This is a genomic window from Pantoea sp. FN0307, from assembly GCF_050113815.1.
Taxonomy (GTDB): domain Bacteria; phylum Pseudomonadota; class Gammaproteobacteria; order Enterobacterales; family Enterobacteriaceae; genus Mixta; species Mixta alhagi.
In genome coordinates, this window is sequence record NZ_JBNJSO010000006.1 from 248,874 (window position 1) to 272,569 (window position 23,696).

The window sequence follows — 23,696 nt, forward strand, 5'->3', positions numbered from 1 at the left end:
GGCAACGATGAAAGAAACCACTTTAGCGCCGGCAGCGGCGCTATCAAACAAGAGCGGCCCTGCCTTCGCGGCAGTTGTCACCGCCCTGTTTCTGGCCGCAGTGGACAGCACGATAGTCAGTACCGTTTTGCCGACCATCAGCGGGCAGTTGGGTCATCCAACGCTCTATCCATGGGTGATGTCCGCCTTTTTATTGCCGGTAGCCCTGTTTGCGCCTTTGGCAGGCGCATGCGGCGACAAGCTGGGCGTTTCCGTCACGCTTAAAGCGTGCCTGCTGTTGTTTCTGGCCGCCTCCGTGCTGGCTGCGCTGAGCCCAACCATGCCGCTATTGATCCTGGCACGAGCGCTACAGGGCATCGGCGCGGGCGGCATTATTGTACTTTCTTACGCCCTGTTGGCGGCGCTATTTGATGCCAGCAGACGCGGAAAAATGCAGGGGATGCTGAGCGGCGTGTGGGGGTTGGCCGCGGTAGCGGGACCGCTGCTCGGCAGCCTGCTTTCCGCCACGCTCGGCTGGCGCGCTATTTTTTGGCTCAATATCCCCGTGGGTCTGGTAGCCCTGCTACTGCTGTTTATGACCCCCGGCGTAAGCAAGGGTGCCGCTAAAGCGCCACTGGATGGCTGGGCGCAGCTGGCCTTGATTATATTCACCTGCAGCCTACTGCTGTTGGTTTCTGGTTCGATGGCATTGCCGGGAATAACAGGAATGCTGGGCGCAGCGCTGGCGCTGGCATTACTGATGTTGATCGCGCGCGTGCGTCAGCGGCCAGCCAGCAGCCCGGTGCCTTTACCCTTTTTTAATCATCGTGACCTGTTTGCCGTCATGATGCTGGTGCTGCTTTCCAGCGCCGGACTTTATGCCCCGGTAACGCTGCTGCCGCTAGCAATGAATCATCATGCTGGCGCAGGGATATCAACGGGCCTGCTGATTATGCTGGCCGCGCTGGGATGGGTAGCAGGCGCTGCCTTTTGCGGCGGCAAACTGGCAATCATCGGCTATCGACGAATGGCCTTTTACGGCATGCTGTTGTTAACCTTCGGTGCCCTGCTGATGATTCCAGCCATAGGAAGATTAAACACGTTGCCGATGGCGCTGGCGCTGTTGCTTATCGGGCTGGGAATGGGCTTAACCGCTACCACGACGCTGGTGCTGGCACAGAACGCGGCGCCGGCGGAACAGTTGGGAACCTGGACCGCAACCGTACAATTTTTGCGGAATCTGGGAGCGGCGCTGGGCGTCAACGTGCTGGCGACGGTGCAACTGCAGCTTAGCGGCGTTTACGCTTTCCAGATTTGCTTTATTATTCTTGGGGTAACTATGCTGGTAGGGTTGCTTTTTACCCGTTTTTTACCCCGCGCTTATCCGGCCAGATAAGCATGACAGGCAACAGATGAAATCAGCAACCTTAGACTATGATGCTCTGGTAATAGAGCGTGTTCTGGAACATATTGCGGTGGAGGAGAATGTTCCCCACCGTCATCCGCTCGGTCAGTTTGTACTGGTAAAACGTGGCGTTCTGCATGGTCACACACCCGATCAGCATTGGTTGATGAAACCGGGCATGGCGGTATGGATACCGCCCGATACCATGCACTGGGGGCAGGCTTATAATCGCGTTGATCTGACGGTACTGTATATTGCTCCGGCACTGTGCCATTCCTTTACATCCCATCTAAAGCTGTTTGACGCTTCTTTTTTGATTTCAGCTCTGTGTGAGCGGCTGGCTGACAGCAGCATGCCGCTTTCTGAAAAGCGTCGTAATAGCATGTTGCAGATGTTGTTTGAAGAGATCGAAGAAAAACCCGACAGTAATCTGACGCTGCCTTTGCCGCAAGATGCGCGGCTGAAGAAGGTGACCGATAGCTTGATAGCCGATCCCACTCAGCGTCTGGGTCTGGCCGAGTGGGGAAAACGCGTCGGCGCGACGGAGCGTACTCTGGCCCGCTTATTTCGTAAAGAGACAGGCCTGCGTTATACGGAATGGTGTAATCGTCTGTTGTTGGCCGTAGCGTGGCAGGGGCTGGCAAATGGTGCCTCAAACGATCGCCTGTCGTTAATGCTGGGATTTTCATCCAGCGATTCATTTGGCCACTGGTTTCGGCGCGTAGCCAATACCTGCCCAGGCAAGGTGCGCAAACAATTACAGTCCCACTTTTTATACAAGTCTGATAAATAAATTCTGTCTGTCTTAATCAGTAAAATGGTTTTTTTGAACATTCCTGGGTGCCCTTAGACTCCAGTAAATTATGGCTTATTGCTGTTATTACTGGAGGAAAAAGAGTTGAGTTATGACGTTATCAAACTGGTTCATGCCCTGGCTGCCGTAGCGGCAACCGGACCATTGCTTTTCGCCCCGTGGATGTCTGCGCATTTGAAGCGCGGTCAGCCCCAAAATCAGGCCATTTTGCTTCGCGGGTTGGATGCTACCGACAGATATTACAATATTGCCGGTTGGGTATTAATGCTGAGCGGAACGGTGATGTTTTGGCTGCTGGATTGGCACCGTGTTTTTCAACTGTGGTTTTTACTTAGCGTAGCGATTTTTGTGCTGGACTCCCTGGCGGAGAAGCGTTTGCGCGATCCGGCTAATGATGCGCTGGCGACATTGCAGCCTGGAGATGAGGGCTGGCAGGCGTCTGTTTCTCGTCTGCATAAGGCGGTAATTACACAGATGGTTTGCACCGCGCTGATTCTGGTGGTGATGCTAATGCACAGCCAGTTGCAGATTAATCTGCTGACCCTTTCCCCTTTTGCCCGGCTTTTTAGCTGAGGGAACACGTATCAAACAGGCGGCTCAGCAGCATGGAGAGCGGCGAGCAGACGACTCAACCCCGATCCGCCACCGCCAGCCTTTTCGGCAGCGGATTAAACAATGCATTCAATAGCACGGAAACCAGGCAGGCAGCGCTAATACCGGAGTGCAGAAGCGTCTGCACCCAGCCCGGAAAACGATCGTAAAAGCCCGGCATCACCACCGGAATCGTGCCGAAAGCGATGGCGGTGGCGACAATCACTAAATTCATATTGTCCTTATAATCCACCTTCGCCAGCGTGCGGATCCCGCTGGCGGCAACCGTACCAAACAACACCACGCCTGCCCCGCCCAACACCGGCATCGGAATGGCCGCAATCACTCTGCCCAGCACCGACAGCAAACCGAGCAAAATCAAAATCACGCCGCCCGCCGCTACCACAAACCGGCTCTTGATACCGGTCATTGCCACCAGCCCGATATTCTGGGCAAAGGCGCTCTGCGGAAACGAATTAAACAGCGGCGACAGCGCGCTGGTTAACATATCGGCCCGCAAACCGCGCACGATACGCTTCTCATCAACCGGCGTCCCGACAATCTCCCCTATCGCCACCAGCCCGGCGGTGGTTTCCGTCAGCAATACCAGCACAATCAACACCATCGATAAGATGGCCGCCAAATCAAACTGCGGCAGACCAAAACTCAACACGCCCGGCAGCGCGAACAGATCTCCGCTCATTACTCTGGAAAAATCCGCCTTGCCCACCGCCGCTGCCAGTAGCGTACCCAGCGCCATCGCCACCAGCACCGCCAGACGCTTTAGCCCGCCACGCGCCACCTTGCTTAACAGCAAAACCAATGCCAGCGTCAGCGCCGCCAGCCCTATATTCTGCGGCGAACCCCAGTCCGGCGCTTTTGTATTGCCACCCATCGCCCAGCGTGCCGCTACCGGCATCAGCGACAGACCAATTACCGTGATTACCGTGCCGGTCACCAGCGGGGGAAAAAAGCGGATCACATGCGCGAAAAAGGGCGCGATCAACAGCCCGAACAGCGCCGAACCGATAATCGCACCGGCAACCACCGGTAACCCACCAGAGCCGGAAGCGATCCCCACCAGCGTGGAAACGCTGGCAAAAGAGACGCCCTGCACCAGCGGCAGACGCGCGCCGAAACCAGGTAATCCCAGCGACTGCAACAGTGTTGCCACGCCGCTAACAAGCAGCGCGGCAGTAATCAGCAGGCCGATATCCGTTGCTGAAAGCCCGGCAGCGCTGCCGATAATCAACGGCGGCGCAATAATCCCGCCGTACATCGTTAACACATGCTGCATTCCCCAGGCGAAAGTCTTACCCAGCGGATAACGCACATCTTCAGGCCTGACGCGATTCTCATTCATCGTGACACCTTTTGCAGTTGCGGACCGGCACATCACCGGAGAGGAAGGAAATCAACGCGACCGCTCAGCTACCGCGATAGGTTGACCAGGACCAGGGGGAAATCAGAAAAGGCAAATGATAGTGACTGCCCGCCTGAGCGATAACAAAATCGATCTGCGCACTGACATACAGCGCATCACGCCCGCTACCGGCAAAATAGTCGCCAATCTCTGCCGTCAGGCGATAGTGACCAGGCGTAAGCGGTTCAGCCGACAAGCTTTTGATGCGGCCATCGGCATCGGTTTTTGCCGCTGTTAACGTCAGCCATCCTTCCGTACTGCACTGTTCCAGCGTCACGCTAACTGCCGCTGCCGGAGTACCCAGCGCGGTATCAAGAATATGGGTGGATATGGCACTCATATAATGCTCTCCTGTAAACGCAACAGCGTAATTTCACGCAGCTGGCCTAACGCTTCCTCCAGCTCCTGCGCTGGCGTATTCGCCAGACGCCGCCGCAGTTCAGCCAGCATCTTCTGGCCGCTGCGGCCTTTAGCACGAATCAAAAACAGATGGCCAAAGCGCTGCTCATAATCCTGATTGGCAATGCGCAGCGCCTGCCTGAGCTCAGCGTCTTCGCCAACCGCAGCCTGCTCCTGCCGCGATAACGCCGCCTCTTTATGCTCTCCACAGGCACACTCGCCAATGCGCGGATGCGCCGCCAGCGCCTGCACAAAATCCGCTTCTCCCCACTCTTGCGCCAGCAGACGCGCCTGCTGACAGAGCGCCCCCAGCGAGGCATAAGGACGCGCCGCAACCATCGCCTGCTGCCAGCGTTTAATCGCCACGCAATGGGCCAGCACAGCCTGCGCCTGCTCAGGAGGAAGTTGATTAAAACCGGCAAGCTTCATCAGACAACCTCCCGGCTCGGCATCGCCAGCGGCGTAAAACTGGCGGCGAAACGCTCTACCGTCAGCAGCGCAGCCTGTACAGCCTGAGCCACGTCCGGTTGAGTGACCGCTTCTGCCGGATGATGGCTAATACCACCGGCGCAGCGTACAAACAGCATGCCGACCGGCCAGCGCTCAGCAATAGCGATAGCGTCGTGACCGGCTCCGCTGGGGAGAGAAAGCGAACGTCCCTGCACCTCAGCTACCGCATCGCTTAACGCCCGCTGCAGCTGAGAGTCACAGCGCGTGGCGTTGATTGCATAGTATTCCGTGGAGTGAAATGTTACGCCGCGCCGCCGCGCTATCACCTCGCCCTGCGCCAGCAGATCCACCAGCAGCGCCGTCAGTTGCGCGTCGTCAGGACCGCGAATATCCAGCGACAGCTCCACCTCGCCAGGGATCACGTTCACCGCGCCGGAGGTGCACTGTAGCGTGCCAACGGTGGCGACGCGTTGCTGTCCGTAGCGGCGGGTCATCTGTTCAATATCAACAATCCATTCGGCGGCGGCGGCCAGCGCATCTTTACGCTGTGCCATCGGCACGGTTCCCGCATGACCCGCTTCGCCCTGAAAGCGGCAGCTCAGCCGACGCGCACCGTTAATTGCTGTTACCACGCCCAGCGCCAGATCGGCCTGCTCCAGACAGGGCCCCTGCTCAATATGCAGTTCGAGATAGGCGGCGATCTCTTCTGGCGCACGTGCGGCTTTGCCAATATTGGCGATATCCAGTCCGACATCTTTCAGAGCCTGCGCAACGGTAATTGAGTTGCCGTCGGCTACGGCGGACCAGCTTTCCGGCCAGCTGCCAGTAAGCCCCCTGCTGCCCAGCAGCGTGATGCCGAAGCGGGTGCCCTCTTCATCGCCAAAGCCGACTACCTCAATCGCCAGCGACAGGCGGCGCTGCTGCTGATGCAGCCAGCTGACGATTTCAATGGCGCTCAACACTCCCAGCATGCCGTCATAGCGCCCGGCATTGCGCACCGTATCCAGATGAGAGCCAAGCAGCAGCGCCTGTGCGCCAGGCTCTGTCCCTTCATAACGGCCACAAATGTTGCCCACCGCATCCTGCCAGACACGCATGCCCGCTGCCCGCATCCACTCGCCGACGAGCGCGTTAACCTGCAAATGTTCAGGCGACAGATAGACCCGCGTCAGACCATCCGGGCTTTCGCTGATCTGCGCCAGCGCATCGCAGCGAGCCATTACGCGGGCGGCAGCCCGCTCCGCCTCACTAAGGTTCATCGATGGATTCACAGGCGGCCCTCGCGGTTATAGCAGTCCCATGCCGCCTGCAGCGCCGCGCCCTGTACGGTTTTAAATCCAAGGTGATTTAGTACCGCTTCCAGCGCGCTCAGCGTCTGCATAACGCAATCTTTACGTGCGTTATAGCCCATGGTGCCGATGCGCCAGACTTTACCGATCAGCGGGCCAAACGAAGTGCCGATTTCAATGGCGAAATCTTCCAGCATCAGTTTCCGCACCTGCTCGCCGTTGATACCCGCCGGGATCATTACCCCCAGCACATTGTTCATCTTGTGACGCACATCGCCGAACACCTCCAGTCCCATCGCCTGGATACCGGTCAGCATCGCTTCGCCATGCAGCCGGTGGCGCGCAATGGTGTTATCCAGCCCTTCCTGCAGAATTAAACGGGCACATTCGCGCGCGCCAAACAGCGCAGTGGTTGCTTCGGTATGATGATTCAGCCGCTCCGGTCCCCAGTAATCCATAATCATGCCGAGGTCGAAATAGTTGGACCAGATCATCTGATCGTCGCCATCCTGATGCTCAGCGGTGCGGATGCCTTCCTCCACGCGTTTACGCCTGCGGATCACCTCTTCCATGCGCGCGCTGAGCGTGATCGGCGCAGTGCCGGAAGGGCCGCCCAGACATTTCTGCATCCCGGCGGATACCGCATCCAGTCCCCAGGCATCGCTTTCCAGCGCATTGCCGCCCAGCGAGGCGGTGGCGTCGGTGTAAAACAGCACGTCGTAGCGCCGACAAATCGCGCCCAGCTCCGCCAGCGGCTGCAGCATTGTGGTTGACGTATCGCCCTGCACCGTCAGCAGCAGACGCGGGCGCACACGCCTGATGGCATCTTCAATCTGGTCAGGCGTAAAAACTTCGCCCCACGGCACTTCAATGACATGCACTTCGGCGCGGCAGCGACGCGCAATCTCACAAAGCAGATGACCAAAGCGGCCAAACACCGGCACCAGCACCTTATCGCCGGGACGGATCGCCGACAGCAGGATCGCCTCGATACCGGCGCGCGAGGTGCCGTCAATCAGCATCGTCCAGCGGTTTTCAGTGCGGAAAACGCCGCGATAAAGCGTCATCACTTCATTCATGTAATGCGTCATCGCCGGATCGTACTGCCCAATCAGCTGAGTCGACATCGCACGCAGCACGCGCGGATCGGCGTTGATGGGGCCAGGTCCCATCAGCAGGCGCGGCGGCGGATTGATTTGTTCGAATTGTGAGATATCCATGCGTTGTTCCTTATCAGTTAAGTCCGCGAACCGAAGAGATAAACTGTTTCAGCTCCGCTGTCTGTGGGCTGGCAAACAGCGCTTTACTCTCGCCCTGCTCCCAGATGCGCCCCTGGTGCATAAACACCACGCGGTCGCCCACTTCGCGGGCGAAATTCATTTCATGCGTTACCAGGATCGGTGTCATCCCCTCCGCCGCCAGAGAGATTCGATGGGTAGTTGTCGATGCGATCGCCCAGACCCACTTTCTCCAGCATCTACCACGCCAGCGCGCTGCCCAACTGCGTGAACATCAATGCCGCGCCCATCATGATCATGGATACTTTTTTCATATTTGCTTTGCCCCGGAGTGAAGCGTTGCAACAAAAGATTCGTCAAAAAGCTTTTTGCAACTAATGTGCCAGGTGCAGAACAGAGGAATTAAGGAGATAAAAAGCGTAAAACGGCCCGTTTAACAGACCGTCCTCAAAAGAGCAGAGAGATAAATGGAGTGTGCTGTAAAGGCGCAAAGCACCAAACTGGTGCCCCATTAACGCTGTTCCAGCTCATCCAGCTGCTGGTAAAGATCGGCAATAGCGTGAATACGCTGACGTCCCTGCGCCAGCCCTTCATGCAGTAACGCATTGGCCAACAGATTAACCAGACTCATGGCGGCGGAATAGCTGTCGAAGGCGGAAACGCTGTCAAGCGGGGTACAAAGGGGCCAGCGTGCCAGTGGAATAATCGACTGCGCCTGCGGCTCGCAAAGCAATACCACCGGCACCGCCTGCTGCTGGAGCTGTAGCAGTAAAGATTTCATAATGCGCGGACGCCGCCGGAAGGCAACGCCAATCACCAGATCGTCCGCGCTGATATCCACCAGCTCTTCACCAAGCGTTTGGCCGGGCTGCGGCAGAATATGTACCTGCGCACGCGCCTGTAACAGCTGCTGACGCAGATGCAGCGCCACCGGCCAGCCGTTGCGCATTCCGATAATAAAGATACGTTGCGCCTGTCCCAGCGCCGCAATAATCTCGCTAAAGCACTGCAGATCGATACTGTTGACCCACTGCGTCAGATTAGCGATCTCCTGCTTATAGTGACGCGACAGCAGCGTGTTGCCCTGCACTGCATCGCGATTATCGGTAAGCGGCATGCCGCTCTGGCGCAGAGTCCGCAGCTCATCGCGCATATCCTTGTATTTCTCATAGCCGAGCCGCCGGAACAGACGGCTGACGGTGGCTTTCGAGACTCCGCTCAGGCGTGCCAGCTCGGCGCTGTTATAGCTGATTAAATCGTCAAAATGGTCAAAAACAAAATCGGCAATGCGCTGCTCCTGCGGCGAAAGCTGAACGTAATGTTGCCGGAGCCGTTCATCAAGCTGCTTCATAAATTTCCCTGTAACTTTTGTTTCAGCTGAACATAGCATAAATCGATCCACTCTCTGCCCTGCCAAACCTGGAACAGCTCTTGCTTGATGTTTTTGTCTGAAGCAAATAAGGATACGCAATGATCCAAAGTAATATGGCGCCTCAGGGAATGGTGGTCACGCCGCATCATCTTGCCAGCGAAAGCGCCCTGGCGGTGCTGCGCGAAGGCGGTAACGCGATCGAAGCGATGGTCGCCGCCGCCGCGACGATTGCGGTGGTCTATCCACATATGAACGGTCTGGGCGGTGACGGCTTCTGGTTGATTATGCCGCCGCAGGGCGATCCCATCGCCATTGACGCCAGCGGCGCTGCCGGTTCTCTGGCCCATCCCGACTTTTATCAAGGGCTGCCATATATTCCTCATCGTGGCCCCAAAGCGGCGCTGACCGTGGCAGGCACCGTGAGCGGCTGGTCGGAAGCGCTTACGCTTGCGCAGGAATATGACGGCGCTTCGCTGCCGCTGCCGCGCCTGTTGCGCGATGCGATTCGCTATGCCACCGACGGCATTCCGGTAACCGCCTCCCAGGCTGCGGCCACCCACGCCAAACAGCAGGAGCTGGCCTGTCAGCCCGGCTTCGCCGCCACTTTTCTGCCCGACGGTGCACCGCCGCGTCACGGTAGCCGCTTTACCCAACTGGCGCTGGCCGGGACGCTCTCAGAACTATGTGAAAACGGGCTGGATAGCTTTTATCGCGGCCCGCTGGCGCATCGACTGGCGCAGGGCATGAAACAGCTGGAAATGCCGATCGTGCTGGAAGATTTACAGCGCCATCGGGCAAAACGCCGCAGGCCGCTGCACCTGGCCCATCAGCACGGTGATATTTACAACATGGCACCGCCAACTCAGGGGCTGGTTTCGCTGGCGATCCTCGGCATTACCGACTGCCTGAACATGGCGGAAGCCGATGAGGTGCAGACAATTCATTGTATTGTCGAGGCAACAAAACAGGCTTTTGCCCTGCGCGACCGTTATATCACTGACCCGCTGCATATGCGTGAAGAGATGCAGCTGCTGCTGGAAAGTGGTCTGCTGGCGGCCCGCGCGCAACAAATCGATCCGCAGCGCGCAGCGCCCTGGGGAAGCGGACGCGGGCCTGGCGATACCGTCTGGATGGGCGTTATGGACAGCAGCGGCCTGGCGGTCTCCTTTATACAGAGTATTTATCATGAGTTTGGCAGCGGCGTAGTGCTGCCGGATACCGGCATCGTCTGGCAGAACCGTGGCGCGGCATTCAGCCTGGATCCGCACCATTTGCTGTCGCTACTGCCCGGCAAACAGCCGTTTCATACGCTTAACCCCGCCGCTGCCCGTCTGAAAGATGGACGCGTAATGGTTTACGGTTCGATGGGCGGCGACGGCCAGCCGCAAACCCAGGCAGCGATATTTACCCGTCATGTGATTCAGGGCATGCCGCTTCAGGAGGCGGTAAGCGCGCCGCGCTGGCTGCTGGGCCGCACCTGGGGTGACGCCTCAGACACCCTGAAACTGGAGGGCCGCTTCAGCGCCGATACGCTGGCCCGGCTGGCGGCGTTGGGTCATCAAACAGATACGCTGCCCGATTTTAGCGAAGCGGTCGGTCACGCTGGCGCGATTGTGCGTCATACCAACGGCATGCTGGAAGGCGCATTCGATCCGCGCAGCAACGGCAGCGCGGCAGGTTTTTGACAGGAGGAAAATGATGGCAAACGACTGGACGACTTATCTGAATCAGATGACGGCGATACTGGATATTGAGCTGGATGAGGCGCGGCGCGCCGAGCTGCTGCTGCAGTTTACCCGCATCGCACAGATGGCCGAACCGCTGATGGATTTCCCGCTGGATGATCGGCTGGACGTGGCGGGAGTGTATCAGGCATGAGATTGAGTGAACTTTCCATTACTCAACTGCAGCAGGCGCTGCGAAAGGGCGAGCTGAGTGCCGGAGAAATTGCTGAAGCAACATTAGCCGCCATTGAGCAGCAAAATCCGCGCCTTAACGCCTGGACCACGATCGTTGCCGATCGCATGCGCCAGCAGGCAGATCGCCTTGATCGTTTACGACGCGAAGGCCAGCCGCTGCCGCCGCTGGCAGGCGTGCCCTGGGCGGCAAAAAACCTGTTTGACGTGGCGGGTCAGCGCACGCTGGCCGGAGCCAGCCTGTTCAGCGATCGGCCGCCTGCCGAACGCGATGCCTGGGCAGTAGACCGGCTTAGCCAGGCGGGTGCGCTGCTGAGCGGCATGCTGAATATGGATGCTTACGCCTACGGCTTTACTACCGAAAACAGCCACTACGGCGCGACGCGCAATCCTCACGATCTGCAACGTATCGCTGGCGGTTCGTCCGGCGGATCGGCGGCGGCCGTGGCGGCCGGACTGGTGCATTTTTCTCTTGGCAGCGATACCAACGGTTCAATTCGCGTGCCCGCTTCGCTGTGCGGCATTTTCGGCCTGAAGCCCACCTTTGGCCGCCTGTCGCGCCACGGCACTCATCCCTTTGTCGCCAGCCTCGATCATATCGGCCCTTTCGCGCGCAGCTGCAAAGATTTAACCCGTGTCTATGATGCCCTGCAGGGACTGGATGCGGAAGACGCCTTTCAGGCAAAGGTTGCGCCTCAGCCCGCGCTGAGGCAACTGGAGCAAGGGCTGGAAGGGCTACGCTGTGCGGTACTCGGCGGCTATTTTCAACGATTCAGCAATGACGATGCGCAGCAGGCAGTCGCCACGGCAGCGCACGCGCTGGAGGCCCACGAACTGCTGGAGCTGGAGGAGATGGATCTTGCTCGCGCTTCAGCGTTTATTATTACCGCCGCAGAGGGCGGCAATCGCTATTTACCAGCGTTACGCAGCCAGCCTGAACGCTTTGAACCGCTGTCGCGCGAACGATTACTGGCAGGCGCCATGCTGCCCTCCGCCTGGTATCTGCAGGCCCAGCGCTTCCGCCGTTATTTCCAGCAAAAGGTGCTGACGCTGTTTGATGATTTTGATGTGCTGATTGCGCCTGCTACCCCCTGCAGCGCCACGCTTATCGGTCAGGAAACCATGCAGATTAATGGTCAAACGCTGCCGGTGCGCGCCAGTATGGGAATATTGACGCAGCCGATCTCTTTCCTTGGCCTGCCGGTGACCACCGTACCGTTACGCACCGCCAGCGGTCTGCCGATTGGTTTACAGCTGATCGCCGCGCCTTTTCAGGAGGCAAACTGCCTGCGGGCTGCCCGCGCGCTGGAGCAGATGGGAATTACCGTGGCTACGGCAGCGCAGCAGGAAATACCCGATGGTACGGCGGCTATGTCGGGGAGTTAATGGTATGAACAATAACGAAATTAATCTGCCAGCTGTGGTAGCGGAAGTGACAGAAGCCTTTCAGCGCTATGAGCAGGCGCTGATTAGCAATGACATTGCGGAGCTGGATGCGCTGTTCTGGCATGACGATCGCACGGTGCGTCTGGGAGCCGGAGAGAATCTGTACGGCATTGAAGCGATTCGCGCATTTCGGGCCGCGCGCCCCAGCGCCGGTTTATATCGCCAGTTGCGCAATACGGTCATTACCACCTTTGGCACTGACTTTGCCGTCTGCAGCACCGAATTTACCCGTCCCGGCAGCGATCGTCCTGGCCGACAGCAGCAAAGCTGGGTACGGCTGCCGCAGGGCTGGCGGATCGTTGCCGCACAGGTCAGCCTGCTGGAAGGACAATAAAAAGCCGCGGGCGCCTGATGCGCTCGCGGCAGATCAGGCAGCCGCGTCAGGCTTCCGGCGCCGGATGATGTTTGATCCAGTGATCGGCAATTTGCTGGCGAGTGCAAATCCAAACCCGTTCATGCTGCTGAATATAATCCAGGAAACGGGTCAGCGCACGGAAGCGACCCGGCCTTCCCAGCAGGCGGCAGTGCATCCCTACCGACATCATTTTCGGCGCGGTTTCACCCTCTTCATACAGCACGTCAAAGCTGTCTTTCAGGTAGGTGTAAAAATGCCCGGCGGTGTTAAACCCCTGCGGCGTGGCAAAACGCATATCGTTGGTTTCCAGCGAGTAGGGAATAATCAGATGCGGTTTGACCGTGCCGTCCTGACAGGTGACGCGCGTCCAGAACGGCAAATCATCGCCGTAATTGTCGCTGTCGTAGCTGAATCCGCCCTGCTCCACCACCAGCCGGCGCGTATTTGGACTGTCGCGCCCGGTATACCAGCCGGTGGGCGCTTTACCAAACAGATCCATCAGCACATCCACCGCCTGCTGGATATGCTGACGCTCGGTTTTCGCATCCATCGACTGATAGTGGATCCAGCGCCAGCCGTGGCTGACAACATCATATTGCGCATCGGCGATTGCCTGTACTATCTCCGGATGACGCGCCAGCGCCATCGCCACGCCAAATACCGTTAGCGGCAGCCCGCGCTTTTGAAATTCCTGATGAATCCGCCAGAACCCCGCGCGCGAACCATATTCATACAGCGAGTCCATCGACATATGGCGGTCAGGATAGCTGGCCGCACCGATAATATCGGATAAAAACTGCTCAGAGCCGGCATCGCCATGCAGAACGTTATTTTCTGCGCCCTCTTCATAGTTGAGCACAAACTGGACCGCAATCCGTGCTTCGCCGGGCCAGGCGGCATGCGGTGGATGACCGGCATAGCCACGCAGATCGCGCGGATAGCTTTTATTGAAGCTGTATTCTTTCTTCTCAGGGGACTGACTCATTCACTGGCTCCTTTCTTGAGCAGATGATTTCCGTTAGTTTAGGTGCTGGAAAGCACCCGTTATCTTTTTTTCACGTGGAAACGCTAAATCGCCATATTTGCTGGTGCCTAACCCCAACGACACCAGCGACTCCACCATCTTTACCGCCGCGCCCACGCCATCAATAACAGGCAGGCCTAATTCCTGCGTCAGATCGCGCGCCAGCGTCGCCATCCCGCCGCAGCCCAGCACTATCGCACCGCAGCCATCCTCACGCTGCGCCTGCAGACAGCAGCTGCGCACCTTTTCCTGCGCCAGACCGCTACTCTCTTCCAGCGCCAGGACCGGCAGATCGATCGCATGCAGCGCGGCGCAGTGATGCGTAAAGCCATACTGCCGCACCAGATGGCGGGCGATGACCAGCGTCCGCGGCAGCGTAGTGACCACGGAGAAACGTGTCGCCACCAGCGTCGCCATATGCATCGCCGCTTCAGCAATGCCAATAACCGGCCCGTTGGTCAGTTCACGCGCCGCCAGCAGGCCTGGATCGCCAAAGCAGGCGATAACGTGCCCATCGACGCCCTGCTCGCGTCCCCGCTTCACCTGCTCCAGCACGCCGAGCGCGGCGATCGCCTCATCGGCATGCCCTTCAATCGACGGCACGCCCTGCGTCGGCGAAACGGCAATAATTTCCGTTGTCGGTGCGGCCGCAGTACGGGCGGCGCGGGCAATGGTGTCGGTCATTGACTGGGTAGTGTTGGGGTTGATGACCTGTATACAGAGGGAACTCATTTTTGTGGCGCTCCTTTATGGGCAAACAGCAGAGAAAAATTGGGCAGGACGTCACCGCCGCGCTCAAAGCGCAGTGATGTAAGGATATGATCGAAATGTTGCCGCATTGCGTCCGTCAGCTGCGTTAGCTGTCTGGTACGCAAATAGTCCACCAGCCTGTGGTGGTGATCGCAGCGGCATCCCTGTTGCCAGGGCGCGCCCCAGACGGCAATCACCAGCGACGAGCGCTGCGTCAATCGCGTTACCAGCTCCGTGAGTACCTGATTGCCGGAAATCGCCTGTAGCTGAATATGAAAAGCGGCGGAAAGGCGAATCGCCGCCGATCCGTTATGCTGCCGATATGCCTGACGCTCTTTATCCAGCAGTTGCTCAAGCGCCGCCAGATGCGGCGGCTGACAGCGCGCGCTCACCGCAGGCAGATTGGCGCATTCAATCAGCGAACGGGTATGGAAAATATCCCGCGCCTCTTGCGCATCGGGCGCAGCGACCTGCGCACCACGCCCGGGCGTTAACCTGATCATTTGCACTGCCGCGAGGCGCTGTAGCACTTTACGAATGCCGGTGCGGCTGATGCCAAACACCTCAGCCAGCGCCTCTTCCGGTAAGCGGCTGCCGGGCGGTAACTGATGTTCCACAATCGCGGTCAGTAACGCCTGATAGACCGGTTCATGGTTATCCGTCAGGTCTGAGGCCGTTTTCTGGCCGGTTTCATGCTTCATTACCTACTCCGTTGGCGAGGGTTGTATACAAAACCTCCTGTCCGGCGCGGCGGCCTTGTATACAAGATTTAACTTTTGGCCTGAATCCTGCAGATGCTGATACACAAGGTTTCTCCGTTACCCTTTCAAAGAGGAGCAGGTTTCATGCCAAATTATTCCAGCGTTTCTCCAACGGCTCGCAGCGATGCGGAGTACAGTCCGCGCCTGACCAATGAGGATCTTGCTCCTGTCCCACAGCAGAACTGGAGCTGGTACAACATTTTCTCTTTCTGGATGTCAGATGTGCACAGCATGGGCGGCTATGTGGTGGCGGCCAGCTTCTTTACGCTGGGGCTGGCGAGCTGGCAGGTCCTGATCTGTTTGCTGGCGGGAATTTGTATCGTACAACTGTGCGCCAATCTGGTGGCAAAACCGAGCCAGATAGCGGGCGTTCCCTATGCGGTGATCTGTCGGCAGGCATTCGGCGTGTTTGGCGCCAATATTCCTGCGGTGATCCGGGGATTGATCGCCTTCGCCTGGTATGGCATTCAAACCTGGCTGGCTTCCAATGCGCTGATGCTGGTGTTATTAAAATTCTGGCCTGCGCTCTCGCCGCTGACGCAATCTTCCTGGCTGGGGCTGTCGCTGCTCGGCTGGATCTGCTTCGGTATTATGTGGCTGCTGCAGGCGGCGGTATTCTGGCACGGCATGAACGCCATTAAGCGCTTTATTGATATTGCCGGGCCCGCCGTGTATGTGGTGATGATGGCGCTGGCCGGCTGGATTGTATACAAAACCGGCTTTGACGGGATCTCTTTTACGCTGACCAGCAAAACGCTGAGCATCAGTGAACAGAGCTGGCAAATGATCACTGCTACCGCACTTGTGGTCTCCTATTTTTCCGGCCCGCTGCTGAACTTTGGCGACTTTGCACGCTACGGAAAAAGTATGGAACATATTCGTCGCGGCAACCGCTGGGGCTTACCTTTTAACTTTCTGCTGTTTTCCGTGGTAACGGTGATTATTATTTCCGGCACCCGCTCGCTGTTTGGCAAGATGATTACCGATCCGATTGAAACCGTCAGCCTGGTGGGAAATGACCTTGCGGTGGCTATCGGCCTGCTGACGATGATTACTGCCACTATCGGCATCAATATCGTGGCAAACTTTGTCTCGCCCGCCTTCGATTTTTCAAACTGCGCGCCACAGAAAATCACTTTCCGTGCCGGGGGCATGATTGCTGCGGTGGGATCGGTGCTGCTGACGCCCTGGAACCTGTTCCAGTCGCCAGAGCTGATTCACTATACGCTTGACGTGCTGGGGGCGTTTATTGGGCCGCTGTTTGGAATTTTGCTGGTGGATTTTTATCTGATTAAACGCGGAAAGGTGGTGGTAGACGATCTGTTTAATGCCACGCCTGCAGGACGCTACTGGTATCGCGGCGGTTGTAATCCCAAAGCGATCGCCGCCCTGCTGCCGTCGGTGGCAATCGGTGTGCTGCTCAGTTTTGTCCCTGCGCTGCATGAGATCGCCAGCTTTAGCTGGTTTATCGGCGTCGCGCTTGGCGGCGGCTGCTATCGTTGGCTGGCGCGGGAAGATCGGGAAGAAGCGGCGGCAACGCCTTATGTGGCACAGGTTGTCATGCAGAAAGAGTAAAAAAGCAAAAGGCCGATTCATTGCTGAATCGGCCTTTCTGAATAGTTGGCGGTGCGGACGGGACTCGAACCCGCGACCCCCGGCGTGACAGGCCGGTATTCTAACCGACTGAACTACCGCACCGCGCTGTGTTCCCCGTCGGGAACGAGGCGCATATTAAGGGGAGTGCGCGTAGCCGTCAACGATTTTTCTTACCGCGGCGTTCGTTTGCCTGCTTTTTCATCTAACTGGCTTTTTTTAGCGCAAAATAAAGCATTTATGCGCGCCAGAGACAGCTCCCGCCTTTTTTCATTACTAAATCCAGGCGCTGTTCATGCGCCATGACCTCTTCATCGCTGGCAGCCACCACGCGCAGCCCGGACGTTCGTGCCACACGCTGAATATACTCACCGCCACCGTCATCCTGCTGCTGTTCGCCATCCAGGGAGAATGCCAGCGATGTCTGCCCGCCGGTCATGGTCAGGAACACTTCCGCCAGAATTTCGGCATCGAGCAATGCCCCGTGCAGGGTTCGCTTGCTGTTATCGATCTCATAACGCGAGCAGAGCGCATCGAGGCTGTTACGTTTGCCCGGGAATAGCTTACGCGCCATCAGCAGGCTATCGGTAATTTGACAGAAGGTTTCCGTTTTACCGATGCCCCGGTTCAGCTTGCTGAATTCATAATCCATAAAGCCGATATCGAACGACGCGTTATGAATCACCAATTCCGCGCCGCGGATGTAATCCAGAAACTCGTCCGCTATTTCGCCGAAGGTCGGTTTATCCATCAAAAATTCATCGGCAATACCGTGAACGCCGAATGCTTCCGGATCCACCAGCCGATCCGGCTTCAGGTACATATGAAAATTGTTGCCGGTCAGACGGCGGTTGATGATCTCTACCGCACCGATTTCAATGATGCGATGGCCCTCGTAATGAACCCCCACCATATTCATACCGGTGGTTTCTGTATCGAGAACGATCTGGCGTGTAATTGCTGTGCTCATAAGGCTCGTTTATGTCAGACTTGGCGTTTTATCAGGAGGAAGTCTACCAGAGATGCGCAAACAGGTAGAAATTTTCACCGATGGCTCTTGCCTCGGTAATCCCGGCCCTGGCGGCTATGGCGCTATTTTACGCTATCGCCAGCATGAAAAAACCTTTAGCGCCGGTTTTTATCGCACCACCAATAATCGCATGGAAATGATGGCGGCAATCGTTGCGCTGGAAGCGCTGACCCAGCCCTGTGAAATCACGCTCAGCACCGATAGTCAGTATTTGCGTCAGGGCATCACCAGCTGGATCCATAACTGGAAAAAGCGTGGCTGGAAGACGGCAGATAAAAAGCCGGTTAAGAATGTCGATTTATGGCAGCGGCTTGATGCGGCGCTCAGCCATCATCAAATTAACTGGGAGTGGGTTAAAGGTCACGCTGGCCATCCGGAGAATGAGCGCTGCGATGAACTGGCGCGCTCCGCAGCGGCCAATCCATCGTTTGAAGATATCGGTTATCAGCCGGAATCCTGATCGTCCAGCGAATGCAGCTGGCGCGTGGCGTTAACCGTCGCGCGTAACTTTACTTTGCTGGCCAGCTTTCTCGCTGGCGTCATGATGAGCGGCAGCGTGCGTTTGCGGGCCACCATGATATTCAGACAGCCCAGCGCTGGCACGTGTCGGCTCATCATCAGTCCGCCCTGGCGATTCCAGGGCACCACCTGAAAACTGCTGCGGTAGACGACCTCATAGTTCAGCAGGCTTAGCCAGTCGAGCAGCCGCATCTGGCTGAACATGCGCCCGCTCCAGGGTGGACGACGGTGCAGACCTGGGATCAGCTTGCCTACTCCCAGCAGGCTTAGCGGATTAAAACCGGTGATTATTATCCAGCCATCATCAATCAATACGCGGTCGACTTCACGCAGAATGCGGTGCGGATCCTGACTCCAGCTTAACGTATGCGCCAGCAAACAGGCATCAATCGATTTTGCCTCAAACGGTAAATGCATCGGGTCGGCAATCACCTGCACTTCCTGTCCCTGATCCCCTACGCTAACCTGATGCGAAATAGCGCAGGCCTGCGTATCAATCTCTACGCTCAGGTTGCCGATTTTTAACAGATGAAAGCCATACAGTTTGCCAAGGCAGGGCTGTAAATGTTGGGTTAACGCATCGCGGAACGACTCTCCCCACGGCATATCACGCCATGAATGCGGTGCGGTCAGAATTTGACGTGTTTTAGCTGGCTTCATGTTCTACCATCAGTGTTCCTTCACGACGTGCGAGAGGTGTGTATGAATCTTAACAGTATCCCTGCATTTCAGGATAACTACATCTGGACATTAACTGATAACCAGGGTCAATGCCTGATTGTCGATCCAGGCGAAGCGGCGCCGGTGCTGGCTGCTATTGAGCAGCAGCAATGGACACCGGTGGCTATTCTGCTTACACATCACCACCAAGACCATGTTGGCGGCGTAAAAGAACTGTTAACAAAATGGCCAAATCTTGTGGTGTATGGGCCGCAGGAGACACAAGATAAAGGGGCTACGCAAGTCGTTTATGAAGGCGATACCCTGCCTGTTTTAGGCTGCGAATTTAGAGTAATTTTTACGCCTGGCCACACTTTAGGACATATCTCATATTACAGCGAACCTTATCTTTTCTGTGGCGATACGATGTTTTCCGGCGGTTGTGGACGCCTTTTTGAAGGTACGCCAGAACAGATGTATGAATCATTTCAAAAGCTTGCTGAATTACCTGATGAGACGCTGGTTTGCTGTGCTCATGAGTACACACTCTCTAACTTAAAATTTGCTAACGCTACGCTGCCGCAAGATATGGAGATAAATCGCTATTATCAGAAAATTAAGGAATTACGCGCCAAAAATAGCAGTACTTTGCCCACAAAACTGGGGCTCGAACGGCAAATAAATTTATTTTTACGTACGCAAGACACTGATTTACAAAGCGCCCTCGGCTTCAAAGTCCCACCTCAGCACGCATGGGACGTTTTTGCCCTGCTACGTCAAAAGAAGGATGATTTTTGATTTTTCTGGTTGTGTTGTTGGTCGCCAGCACGTATCATTGCTCGTCTTTTAAGCAACCATTGACACATACATGAAGACTAGAGCGATTATCCTTCTCGCCTCGGTCTTGCTGATGGGATGCCAGGCATCGCGACATGATGCCAACATTCCTGAACAGCATGCCCAGAGTCTGTCTTCAGCTGGTCAAGATGAGAATGAAAAATTTACAGATCGCATGTTATCCCCGCGTTGGCAGGATGATGGAACGGCCCTTACTCAGGACCAGGATTTGTGGAATTACATTCGCGACGGGCTGAAGATGGAGGTTCCGGAAAACCCCCGGATCCGAGAGCAGAAACAAAAGTATTTAAGAAACAAGAGCTATCTCCACGATGTGACTTTACGGGCAGAGCCGTATATGTACTGGATAGTCGAGCAGATTAAGCAACGTAAGATGCCGATGGAACTGGTACTACTACCCATAGTGGAGAGCGCTTTTAACCCCCACGCCACATCTGCTGCAAATGCCGCAGGCATCTGGCAGATTGTGCCGAGTACGGGGCGGAATTACGGTTTAAAACAAAATCAGTGGTATGACGGCCGACGCGATATTGTCGCATCGACCCGAGCGGTTTTAGATATGATGGAACGTCTGAACGGGATGTTCGACGGAGACTGGTTGTTGACCATCGCTGCTTATAACAGCGGCGAAGGGCGTGTGCTGAAAGCGATTAAACAAAATAAAGCGCGCGGCAAACCAACCGATTTCTGGCATCTTTCTCTACCGCGTGAGACCACGCTATACGTGCCTAAAATGCTGGCGTTGCAGGATATCCTGAAAAACAACAAACGTTATGGCGTACGCTTACCGGCACCGAATGAAAGTCGGGCGCTGGCGCGTGTTGAAGTAGGTCAGCAGATAGAACTGACGCAGGCGGCAGAAATGGCCGGCTTATCAGTGACCAAGCTGAAAAACTACAACACCGGCTATAAACGCGGCGCTACTGCGCCTAACGGACCGCACTATATTATGGTCCCGAAAGCGAATGTCGCCAAGTTACGTAATTCGCTGGCTTCTGGCGATATTGCAGCGGTTCAGCCAACGCGTTTGGCCGCAGCGAGCAGCCGCAGTTATAAGGTACGTAATGGTGACACGCTGTCAGGCATAGCCAGCCGGATGGGCGTTTCAGTAAAAGAGTTACAGCGCACCAATAACTTGCGCGGTAACAAGATTAAACCGGGACAGACGCTCACCTTTGGCAGTGGCGTGACAGGAAGTGAACTGGCCGATAACGGCAACAGCATCACCTATAAGGTTCGTAAGGGTGATTCTCTTGCCAGTATTGCACGTCGACATGGTGTAAATATCAAAGACGTCAAGCGCTGGAACAGCGTGCTGAGTGACAGTAGTTCGATTCAGCCGGGTGATAAAATTACCCTGTTCGTTAAAAACAACGCGACGCCAGACAGTTAAACTTCCTGCACAGGATAGCTGTTAAAAAAGCCGATCTTTCGATCGGCTTTTTTTATGGTGTCTCAGAGCCTGAAGAGGCAAATTCAACCAGCAGTGGATTGTGATCGGATGCGCGCGTTACCAGTACTGAGGCTTCCGTCACCTGTAGCTCGCGATAGAAAACAAAGTCCAGTGGACGCCCAAAGGCCTTACGCCGATGATCGTCAGTGAAGCGTACTTCCCGTAACCCCATATCCCGCGCAAAGCGATACAGGGCATTCATGCGCTGTCGACTCCATGCATTAAAGTCACCGGCCATGATAACCGGCCCGTTATGATGCGCTAACTGTTCGCCGATAGGTCCCAGCTGTTTGCTGTAAACATCAATGCCAAGACTGAAATTAACCGCATGGATATTTACGACCATTAGCATTCTGCCATCCGGCAGAGGATAAGCCGTTATTAATGCCGATTTCGCTAACCGCAGCAGCGGCTCGCGCTCGCGCAGTGGACAGCAATAAACCGGATGCGCCGCCGCCAGCGTCATGACTCCTGAGGGATGCTGGGGCAGAACAAAGGCAGGCACCTGATCGGCTGCCAGATAATTTGAAGTGGCGAAACGTACCAGTTCTGGCGTGGTTTGCGCTTCCTGCAATAATACCAGCTGCGCATCCTTGCCAAACGTTTGTAACACCGACAGCCAGTCAGCTCGCTGCTGCTTGAATATATTCCATACCAGAACGCGTAGCGTTACTCCTGGGGTGATTGGCGCGCCTGGCGGAAGCGCTTGCCCTACAGGCAGCATAGCACTGGGCGGAAAGATTCTTTCCGCTGGCTGGCCAGCTACATACCTCATGGCATAGGTTTTTTTCCGCACAATACCGCCCATTTCTGAAAAATGTCTGTCACTGAGTTACTGCTTTCAGTTATAGGGGCTTCAGCAGAGAGTTTCAATCAAAGCTGCTGAATTTACCTTTCGGACAAGCAAGCAAATGTTACGATAGCAACAAACTCAGCATATCCGCGATCCGTCCCACAGTGGGAATCAATATATTTACGACAGGAGCAGATGTGAAAGCGTCTTCAGAAGAGCTAAAAATTTTTGTTGCCGTAGTGGAAAGCGGTAGCTTTAGTCGGGCAGCAAAGCAGCTCGAACTGGCTCCTTCTGCGGTGAGTCGTGCAGTAAAAAAGCTGGAGGCGAAGCTGGGAGTGGAGCTACTGACGCGCACAACACGGCAAATCAATCTGACGCAGGAAGGTGAAGGCTATTTCCGTAAAGTGCAAAAACTTTTGCAGGAGATGGCAGCGGCGGAAAATGAGCTCATGGAAAGCCGTCAGGTACCGCGTGGACTGCTGCGTGTGGATGCGGCGACGCCGGTGGTTTTACACTTGTTGACGCCAATGGTCGAGCCTTTCCGTCAACGCTATCCAGAGGTAACCTTATCTCTGCTCTCCTCTGAAACCTTCATCAACCTGATTGAACGCAAGGTGGATGTCGCCATTCGCGCCGGTAATCTAACCGATTCCAGCCTGCGCGCGCGGCCCTTGTTTAGCAGCTATCGTAAACTGGTCGCCTCCCCTGCCTATCTTGCGCGTAATGACATCCCGGTAAAGGTGGATGAACTTGCGTTACACAGCTGTCTGGGATTTATCGAAACACCCGCTCTTAATCGCTGGCCTGTCGCTCAGCCAGATGGCGAGCTCTATACGATCCAGCCAACGATCTCGGCTAATAGCGGTGAGACCCTGAAGCAGCTTTGCCTTGCCGGCAACGGCATTGCCTGCCTGTCTGACTATATGATCAATAAAGAACTTGAGACAGGCAGCCTGGTTGAGGTGTTAGCGGAGAAGCGCTTACCGGTTGCCATGCCATTTAATGCGGTATATTACAGCGATCGTGCCGTTAATAATCGTGTCCGGGCATTCATCGATTTCCTGAGCGAATGGATTAACATTCATAACGTGTAATAAATTGCCCGCGCCGTCAGTTATGTTAAAGCGCTGGCATGTTCAGTTGCCGGGATATTTGCTGAGCTCAGCGGTGGCTGGCTCAGCTTTTGTCACGCGAAGCAGGGTTTGAGCATTGCCTGATAGCGGAATAAGGGGGCGATTTTCTGGAAACGAAAAAGCAAAAAGCAAAAAAGCCCTGACATTACTGTCAGGGCTATTGCTAATAGAGTGGCGGTGCGGACGGGACTCGAACCCGCGACCCCCGGCGTGACAGGCCGGTATTCTAACCGACTGAACTACCGCACCACCGAATACTGCATTACCAGCGGGGTCTCGCTGATAACCGGTGTTACCTTTTCAGGTATTACCTTAATTTGATGCCTGGCAGTTCCCTACTCTCGCATGGGGAGGCCCCACACTACCATCGGCGCTGCGGCGTTTCACTTCTGAGTTCGGCATGGGGTCAGGTGGGACCACCGCGCTCTCGCCGCCAGGCAAATTC

General features: G+C 56.2%; 24 protein-coding genes, 2 tRNA genes, 1 rRNA gene and 1 pseudogene. 12 read left to right on the top strand and 16 right to left on the bottom strand.

Translation table 11 applies throughout. From position 1 onward, the window contains the following. The first annotated feature begins 7 nt into the window (after positions 1 to 7). The 3 genes from ACQE3Z_RS17210 to ACQE3Z_RS17220 all read left to right on the top strand — a co-directional run bounded on the left by ACQE3Z_RS17210 (position 8) and on the right by ACQE3Z_RS17220 (position 2,771). Positions 8 to 1,375 (top strand): MFS transporter, encoded by a 1,368-nt coding sequence (locus ACQE3Z_RS17210; RefSeq protein WP_426974726.1) that lies wholly within the window; start codon positions 8 to 10, stop codon positions 1,373 to 1,375. A 16-nt stretch (positions 1,376 to 1,391) separates the two neighbouring features. Continuing rightward, positions 1,392 to 2,177, top strand: coding sequence for an AraC family transcriptional regulator (locus ACQE3Z_RS17215; protein WP_426974727.1), 786 nt, complete (start codon positions 1,392 to 1,394; stop codon positions 2,175 to 2,177). Positions 2,178 to 2,282: 105 nt separating this feature from the next. Next, positions 2,283 to 2,771, top strand: a complete 489-nt coding sequence (locus tag ACQE3Z_RS17220) for a hypothetical protein (protein ID WP_426974728.1) — start codon at positions 2,283 to 2,285, stop codon at positions 2,769 to 2,771. Positions 2,772 to 2,826: 55 nt separating this feature from the next. Here the strand turns inward: ACQE3Z_RS17220 and ACQE3Z_RS17225 are convergent, their stop codons facing one another. The 7 genes and pseudogenes from ACQE3Z_RS17225 to hpxU form a co-directional block, all read right to left on the bottom strand. Continuing rightward, a complete protein-coding gene (locus ACQE3Z_RS17225) occupies positions 2,827 to 4,152 on the bottom strand; it encodes a nucleobase:cation symporter-2 family protein (protein ID WP_426974729.1) in 1,326 nt (441 codons plus the stop codon). A gap of 64 nt (positions 4,153 to 4,216) precedes the next feature. Next, positions 4,217 to 4,552 (bottom strand): hydroxyisourate hydrolase, encoded by a 336-nt coding sequence (gene uraH, locus ACQE3Z_RS17230; RefSeq protein WP_426974730.1) that lies wholly within the window; start codon positions 4,550 to 4,552, stop codon positions 4,217 to 4,219. Further along, on the bottom strand, positions 4,549 to 5,040 hold the full coding sequence (uraD, locus tag ACQE3Z_RS17235) for a 2-oxo-4-hydroxy-4-carboxy-5-ureidoimidazoline decarboxylase (protein ID WP_426974731.1): 492 nt from the start codon (positions 5,038 to 5,040) through the stop codon (positions 4,549 to 4,551). The genes uraH and uraD overlap by 4 nt, the downstream gene beginning before the upstream one ends. Continuing rightward, positions 5,040 to 6,320, bottom strand: a complete 1,281-nt coding sequence (hpxK, locus tag ACQE3Z_RS17240; RefSeq protein WP_426974751.1) for an allantoate amidohydrolase — start codon at positions 6,318 to 6,320, stop codon at positions 5,040 to 5,042. The genes uraD and hpxK overlap by 1 nt, the downstream gene beginning before the upstream one ends. 8 nt (positions 6,321 to 6,328) lie before the next feature. After that, complete coding sequence (locus ACQE3Z_RS17245) at positions 6,329 to 7,570, bottom strand: pyridoxal-phosphate-dependent aminotransferase family protein (protein WP_250651922.1); 1,242 nt, start codon at positions 7,568 to 7,570, stop codon at positions 6,329 to 6,331. Between the two features lie 13 nt (positions 7,571 to 7,583). Continuing rightward, positions 7,584 to 7,827: pseudogene (locus ACQE3Z_RS17250) on the bottom strand (amino acid ABC transporter ATP-binding protein); the annotation flags it as partial. A 272-nt stretch (positions 7,828 to 8,099) separates the two neighbouring features. Then, entirely contained in the window at positions 8,100 to 8,939 is an 840-nt protein-coding gene (gene hpxU / locus ACQE3Z_RS17255) for a MurR/RpiR family transcriptional regulator HpxU (protein WP_426974732.1), read from the bottom strand. A 119-nt stretch (positions 8,940 to 9,058) separates the two neighbouring features. Between hpxU and ACQE3Z_RS17260 the strand changes: the two genes are divergently transcribed. From ACQE3Z_RS17260 to hpxZ, 4 genes are read left to right on the top strand one after another with little or no spacing between them, the layout of a single operon-like run. Continuing rightward, positions 9,059 to 10,645 carry a gamma-glutamyltransferase family protein gene (locus ACQE3Z_RS17260; RefSeq protein WP_426974733.1) on the top strand — a complete coding sequence of 529 codons (1,587 nt, stop codon included), beginning with the start codon at positions 9,059 to 9,061 and terminating at the stop codon, positions 10,643 to 10,645. A gap of 10 nt (positions 10,646 to 10,655) precedes the next feature. After that, entirely contained in the window at positions 10,656 to 10,838 is a 183-nt protein-coding gene (gene hpxX / locus ACQE3Z_RS17265) for an oxalurate catabolism protein HpxX (RefSeq protein ID WP_250651917.1), read from the top strand. Next, positions 10,835 to 12,262: an AtzE family amidohydrolase gene (locus ACQE3Z_RS17270; RefSeq protein ID WP_426974734.1), complete on the top strand. Its 1,428-nt coding sequence runs from the start codon at positions 10,835 to 10,837 to the stop codon at positions 12,260 to 12,262. The genes hpxX and ACQE3Z_RS17270 overlap by 4 nt, the downstream gene beginning before the upstream one ends. Before the next feature lie 4 nt (positions 12,263 to 12,266). Beyond that, positions 12,267 to 12,656 (top strand): oxalurate catabolism protein HpxZ, encoded by a 390-nt coding sequence (hpxZ, locus tag ACQE3Z_RS17275; RefSeq protein ID WP_426974735.1) that lies wholly within the window; start codon positions 12,267 to 12,269, stop codon positions 12,654 to 12,656. A 46-nt stretch (positions 12,657 to 12,702) separates the two neighbouring features. Here hpxZ and puuE read toward each other — a convergent pair whose 3' ends face one another. From puuE to ACQE3Z_RS17290, 3 genes are read right to left on the bottom strand one after another with little or no spacing between them, the layout of a single operon-like run. After that, on the bottom strand, positions 12,703 to 13,662 hold the full coding sequence (puuE, locus tag ACQE3Z_RS17280) for an allantoinase PuuE (protein WP_426974736.1): 960 nt from the start codon (positions 13,660 to 13,662) through the stop codon (positions 12,703 to 12,705). Positions 13,663 to 13,695: 33 nt separating this feature from the next. Beyond that, positions 13,696 to 14,433 carry an aspartate/glutamate racemase family protein gene (locus ACQE3Z_RS17285; RefSeq protein WP_426974737.1) on the bottom strand — a complete coding sequence of 246 codons (738 nt, stop codon included), beginning with the start codon at positions 14,431 to 14,433 and terminating at the stop codon, positions 13,696 to 13,698. Beyond that, the gene (locus ACQE3Z_RS17290) at positions 14,430 to 15,152 is read right to left on the bottom strand and encodes a GntR family transcriptional regulator (protein WP_426974738.1); all 723 of its coding nucleotides are present in this window, start codon (positions 15,150 to 15,152) and stop codon (positions 14,430 to 14,432) included. Before ACQE3Z_RS17290 ends, ACQE3Z_RS17285 begins: the two co-directional genes overlap by 4 nt. A gap of 144 nt (positions 15,153 to 15,296) precedes the next feature. Here ACQE3Z_RS17290 and ACQE3Z_RS17295 point away from each other — a divergent pair, with 144 nt between their 5' ends. After that, entirely contained in the window at positions 15,297 to 16,787 is a 1,491-nt protein-coding gene (locus tag ACQE3Z_RS17295; protein ID WP_426974739.1) for an NCS1 family nucleobase:cation symporter-1, read from the top strand. 46 nt (positions 16,788 to 16,833) lie between these two features. Here the strand turns inward: ACQE3Z_RS17295 and ACQE3Z_RS17300 are convergent. Beyond that, positions 16,834 to 16,910, bottom strand: a tRNA-Asp gene (locus tag ACQE3Z_RS17300). Positions 16,911 to 17,043: 133 nt separating this feature from the next. Further along, entirely contained in the window at positions 17,044 to 17,775 is a 732-nt protein-coding gene (gene dnaQ / locus ACQE3Z_RS17305; RefSeq protein ID WP_426974740.1) for a DNA polymerase III subunit epsilon, read from the bottom strand. Here dnaQ and rnhA point away from each other — a divergent pair. Further along, the gene (gene rnhA / locus ACQE3Z_RS17310; protein WP_250651911.1) at positions 17,729 to 18,295 is read left to right on the top strand and encodes a ribonuclease HI; all 567 of its coding nucleotides are present in this window, start codon (positions 17,729 to 17,731) and stop codon (positions 18,293 to 18,295) included. The two genes, dnaQ and rnhA, sit on opposite strands and share 47 nt — an antisense overlap. Here rnhA and ACQE3Z_RS17315 read toward each other — a convergent pair. Beyond that, a complete protein-coding gene (locus ACQE3Z_RS17315) occupies positions 18,280 to 19,014 on the bottom strand; it encodes a class I SAM-dependent methyltransferase (protein WP_426974741.1) in 735 nt (244 codons plus the stop codon). The two genes, rnhA and ACQE3Z_RS17315, sit on opposite strands and share 16 nt — an antisense overlap. 42 nt (positions 19,015 to 19,056) lie before the next feature. On the opposite strand from ACQE3Z_RS17315, the gene gloB reads away from it, so the two are divergent. Beyond that, positions 19,057 to 19,812, top strand: a complete 756-nt coding sequence (gloB, locus tag ACQE3Z_RS17320) for a hydroxyacylglutathione hydrolase (RefSeq protein WP_250651909.1) — start codon at positions 19,057 to 19,059, stop codon at positions 19,810 to 19,812. 70 nt (positions 19,813 to 19,882) lie between these two features. Beyond that, positions 19,883 to 21,265, top strand: coding sequence for a murein transglycosylase D (gene mltD / locus ACQE3Z_RS17325; RefSeq protein ID WP_426974742.1), 1,383 nt, complete (start codon positions 19,883 to 19,885; stop codon positions 21,263 to 21,265). Positions 21,266 to 21,317: 52 nt separating this feature from the next. Here the strand turns inward: mltD and ACQE3Z_RS17330 are convergent, their stop codons facing one another. Beyond that, a complete protein-coding gene (locus ACQE3Z_RS17330; RefSeq protein ID WP_085067889.1) occupies positions 21,318 to 22,121 on the bottom strand; it encodes an endonuclease/exonuclease/phosphatase family protein in 804 nt (267 codons plus the stop codon). A gap of 194 nt (positions 22,122 to 22,315) precedes the next feature. On the opposite strand from ACQE3Z_RS17330, the gene yafC reads away from it, so the two are divergent. Continuing rightward, entirely contained in the window at positions 22,316 to 23,212 is an 897-nt protein-coding gene (gene yafC / locus ACQE3Z_RS17335) for a DNA-binding transcriptional regulator YafC (RefSeq protein ID WP_426974743.1), read from the top strand. Between the two features lie 211 nt (positions 23,213 to 23,423). Here yafC and ACQE3Z_RS17340 read toward each other — a convergent pair. Both ACQE3Z_RS17340 and rrf read right to left on the bottom strand, forming a co-directional pair. After that, positions 23,424 to 23,500: transfer RNA gene (locus ACQE3Z_RS17340), tRNA-Asp, on the bottom strand. A 73-nt stretch (positions 23,501 to 23,573) separates the two neighbouring features. Beyond that, positions 23,574 to 23,689, bottom strand: a 5S ribosomal RNA gene (gene rrf / locus ACQE3Z_RS17345). Positions 23,690 to 23,696: the final 7 nt, after the last annotated feature.